This window comes from uncultured Campylobacter sp. (genome assembly GCF_938030685.1).
Lineage (GTDB): Bacteria > Campylobacterota > Campylobacteria > Campylobacterales > Campylobacteraceae > Campylobacter_B.
Map to the genome: position 1 here is coordinate 1 of NZ_CALHHX010000177.1, position 3,608 is coordinate 3,608.

Below are 3,608 nucleotides of genomic sequence, written 5' to 3' on the forward strand. Positions count from 1 at the left end.
GCCAAAAAGGGCGGCGTCGGTGAAATTTTAAGCGCATTTTTGCAAGAAAATGAAATTTCGGACGTAAAGATCGTAAGCTTCGAGTTCGGCGATATCTTTTTGCCGCACGGCAAGACCGCCGACGTGGAGCGCAGCTTGGGCTTGGATATCCAAACTCTAACCGAGCGAATATTAAGTGATAAAAAGTATTAGTTAATATCAACTTTGTTTAAAGTAAAATTTGATAATATCACTTTAAAATTTTTTGAAGGACAAAAATGAGCCACGTAGAACTACTCAAAACTTGCGGTTTGAAAGCAACTCCTCAAAGATTGTGCATCCTAAAGGTGCTGGATCGCCACGAACATCCAAGTATAGATGACCTATACGAGGGGATCAAGGAGGACTATCCATCCATCTCGCTAGCGACGGTTTATAAAAATTTAAACACCCTGCTCGACGAAGGCGTCGTAGTCGAGGTCAATGCGCCGAATAAAAAGAGTCGCTACGACATTTATCAGATGCCGCACATCCACGTCGTATGCGAAAAATGTGGTAACGTCACGGATCTTTTCATGGATGATGCCTTTAATAAGGACGTTTTGAAAAACATCGAGCGCAAAGCGGGCAATTTCATCCGCAAGCTAAATATCACGGCTACGGTCGAAGACTGCGAAAAGTGTAGATAGTTTAAAGAATTTTCTGCTATTATTACCCACTTTATTTTTGGAGCGGGTATGCAAACTAAGCGTAAATTTTTATTGAGCGATGATTCGATTCTGCGGACGCTAGAGCGCGCGGGACTGAAATGTCGCAAGGTAAAGATCGCTTGGTTTTATACTTCGTTCTACCCCGAAATTTACTACATCCGCCAAAACGATGAGTGCTCTTTGCACCACAAAAAAGAGGATCTCGACAGACAAACTCTAAATTTTAAAATTTCAAAAGATGATTTCAAAGAGGCTTTAAAAAGCAGGATCGCCCGAGTCGTGCAAAAGAACCGTTACGGCTTTGCCAGTGACGAAGCGGAGTTTTGGCTAGAGCTTTACGGCGGCGAGCTAAGCACGCTCGTGATTTTACGAGCGAAATTTCAAAGCGAGGCGGCAAGCGCAAATTTCGATTTTGCAAAAACCTTCGGCAGCACCGATTTTTGCGAGATCACAGACGATTACCGCTACAAAAGCCGCTATCTGGCGCGCTACGGCATCCCACCGCGCTCGCTTGATTTCGCGCATGCTCGCAACGTTTTTAAAAAATTTAGCCGAGTTAAATTTTTCGCGCCGCCCTATGCGGTCAGCGTTAAGCTTGCGCGTTTGGCGCTTGAGCTAGCGTGGACGAGGGCGTGCGGCGCAAAAAGCGAGTATCAAAAAAGCCTAGCCCCCGAAGCTCTTCACGAGTTGCGCGTGCAGATACGTAAATTTAGAGCCGTTTTGAAGCTATCCACGCCACTTTTCGAAGCGGAGAAAAAAGATGAAATTTTAAAACTCCTCGCAGAATTTATGAGCCGCACCAATCAGCTGCGAGACCTTCACGTTTTTGCGGAGTTTTTAAGGGCCGACGACGCGCCTGCGAACTTTTTGCAACAGCTAAATCTTATCACAAAGCGCTCGGGGGATAAAATTTTGGAATTTCTCTCTAGCGCGGAATTTGCAGATTTAAACGGCGCTATTAGCGGCTTTTTAAGCGGCGCGGACGGCATCTACGCGCGCAGCGAATATGAAAAAATTTCAAAAAAGTTCGCCTCTGCCCGCCTCTGCAAATTGATTAAAAACTTGCGCGCGGAGCTAAAAAATTTGAAGCAAGGCTCATCGCTGCAGGCATTTCACGACGCGCGTATAGGGCTAAAGAGGTTGCGATACGCGCTTGAAATTTTTGCAAGAAGCTTTGATGAAGGCTGCGTCAGGGAGCTGTTTAAGCGCACCAAGGCCGTCTGCGAGGATTTCGGCGCGCTGCAAGATATCAGCGTATGGCAAAATTTCATCGCGATCTATCAAAAAGCAAGCGATAAAAGCGGCGTCGCGTTTGCGTATCTGCTGGCTCTGGACGCCCGCCTAAACGACCGCCGCGCCGAGTTGGAGAAAAAAATTTTAAATGAAAAAGAGGCTTTTTTGCGCGCGCTGAAAAGATCGCTGCGTAAAATCAAAGCATACGAATAAGGAAAGTCCGTGCAAAAACAGGAAAAAATCATAAAGATGTTCGACGAAATCGCGCCTACCTACGATCTGGCAAACCGCGCCATCAGCTTCGGCGTGGACGTTTCGTGGCGCAAAAAAGCGGTCAAACTAACGCTTGAAAAGCTTAAAGGAAGGCTCGTGAGTATCGCCGACGTCGCGTGCGGTACGGGCGATATGATAAGCTCATGGCGCGACGGCGCGGCTCAGCACGGCGTGCAGATCGAGCGGATCGTAGGGATCGATCCTAGCGAAGGGATGCTCGAAGTGGCGAGGCAAAAATTCCCTGGCTGCGAGTTTATCAAAGCGACCGCGGGCGCTACGACGCTGGATGATGCGAGCGTGGATATTTTAAGCATCAGCTACGGCATAAGAAACGTCGTGGAGCTGGACGCGGCGCTTGCGGAATTTAACCGGATCATCAAACCGGGCGGCTCGCTCGTGGTTTTGGAATTTACCAAAGCCGCTAGCGGCGGGCTCGCGTTTAAAATCAGAGATTTTTACGTGAGCAAAATTTTACCCAAAATCGGCGCCTTTATCTCGAAAAACAAAGAAGCCTACGAGTATCTGCCAAGCTCCATTGGCAGCTTCCTAGACGCCGCGAGCTTTAGCGAAAAGCTCAAAAATGCGGGCTTTGAGCTGCGCGTGCAAAAGGGCTTCAGCTTCGACGTCAGCACGCTTTTCATTGCGGAAAAAATCGCGCGGAAGAGCGACGATGCTTAGCGTAAGCGAGCTAAACGCCCAAGCCAAGGCGCTTTTAGAGACGAGCTTTAGCTTCGTCGAGGTCGAGGGCGAGATCTCTAAGCTTAGAATTCAAAGCACGAGCGGGCATTGGTATTTCACGATCAAAGACGCGAGCGCGGCGATCGATTGCGCGATGTTTAAATTTAACGCCGCGCGGATAAATTTTATCCCCGCCGTCGGCGATAAGCTCATCGTAAGCGGCAAGGTCTCGCTCTACGCTCCCACGGGCGCGTATCAGATCCAGGTCTCAAACATCCGCAAAAGCGGCGAGGGCGAGCTGGAAGCGGCGTTTGCCGCGCTAAAAGATAAGCTTAGCAAAGAGGGTCTTTTTGATGCCACACACAAAAAGCAGCTTCCGAAATTTGCCCAAAGCATCGCGATCATTACAAGCGCGGGTTCCGCGGCACAGGCAGATATGCTTCGCACGGCGCAGGACCGCTTCGCGCTTTGCAAGATCGATCTGTATAACGCGCTAGTGCAAGGCGAGAGCGCGCCCGCTTCGATCATAAGCGCGCTGCGCGTAGCCGACGAGAAGGGCTACGATGCGATCGTCATCGCTCGCGGCGGCGGTTCGCGCGAGGATCTGTGGTGCTTCAACGACGAGGCCTTGGCGCGCGCGATCTACGCGGCCAAAACGCCCGTCATCTCGGCGGTCGGACACGAGATCGATTTTAGCATCAGCGATTTCGTAGCCGATCACCGAAGCCTCACGCC

The 3,608-nt window shown here is 49.8% G+C and carries 4 protein-coding genes and 1 pseudogene; all 5 read left to right on the forward strand.

The window, feature by feature from the left end; translation table 11 throughout:
* Window positions 1-192, forward strand: a pseudogene (locus Q0369_RS08205) (1-deoxy-D-xylulose-5-phosphate synthase); the annotation flags it as partial.
* A gap of 65 nt (window positions 193-257) precedes the next feature.
* Entirely contained in the window at window positions 258-668 is a 411-nt protein-coding gene (locus tag Q0369_RS08210) for a Fur family transcriptional regulator (RefSeq protein ID WP_005869540.1), read from the forward strand.
* A gap of 48 nt (window positions 669-716) precedes the next feature.
* The gene (locus Q0369_RS08215) at window positions 717-2,135 is read left to right on the forward strand and encodes a CHAD domain-containing protein (RefSeq protein ID WP_298098495.1); all 1,419 of its coding nucleotides are present in this window, start codon (window positions 717-719) and stop codon (window positions 2,133-2,135) included.
* Between the two features lie 9 nt (window positions 2,136-2,144).
* Complete coding sequence (ubiE, locus tag Q0369_RS08220; RefSeq protein ID WP_297964443.1) at window positions 2,145-2,873, forward strand: bifunctional demethylmenaquinone methyltransferase/2-methoxy-6-polyprenyl-1,4-benzoquinol methylase UbiE; 729 nt, start codon at window positions 2,145-2,147, stop codon at window positions 2,871-2,873.
* Window positions 2,866-3,608: exodeoxyribonuclease VII large subunit (xseA, locus tag Q0369_RS08225; protein WP_298098497.1), on the forward strand; the 743-nt coding region annotated here is incomplete at its 3' end. The genes ubiE and xseA, both read left to right, overlap by 8 nt.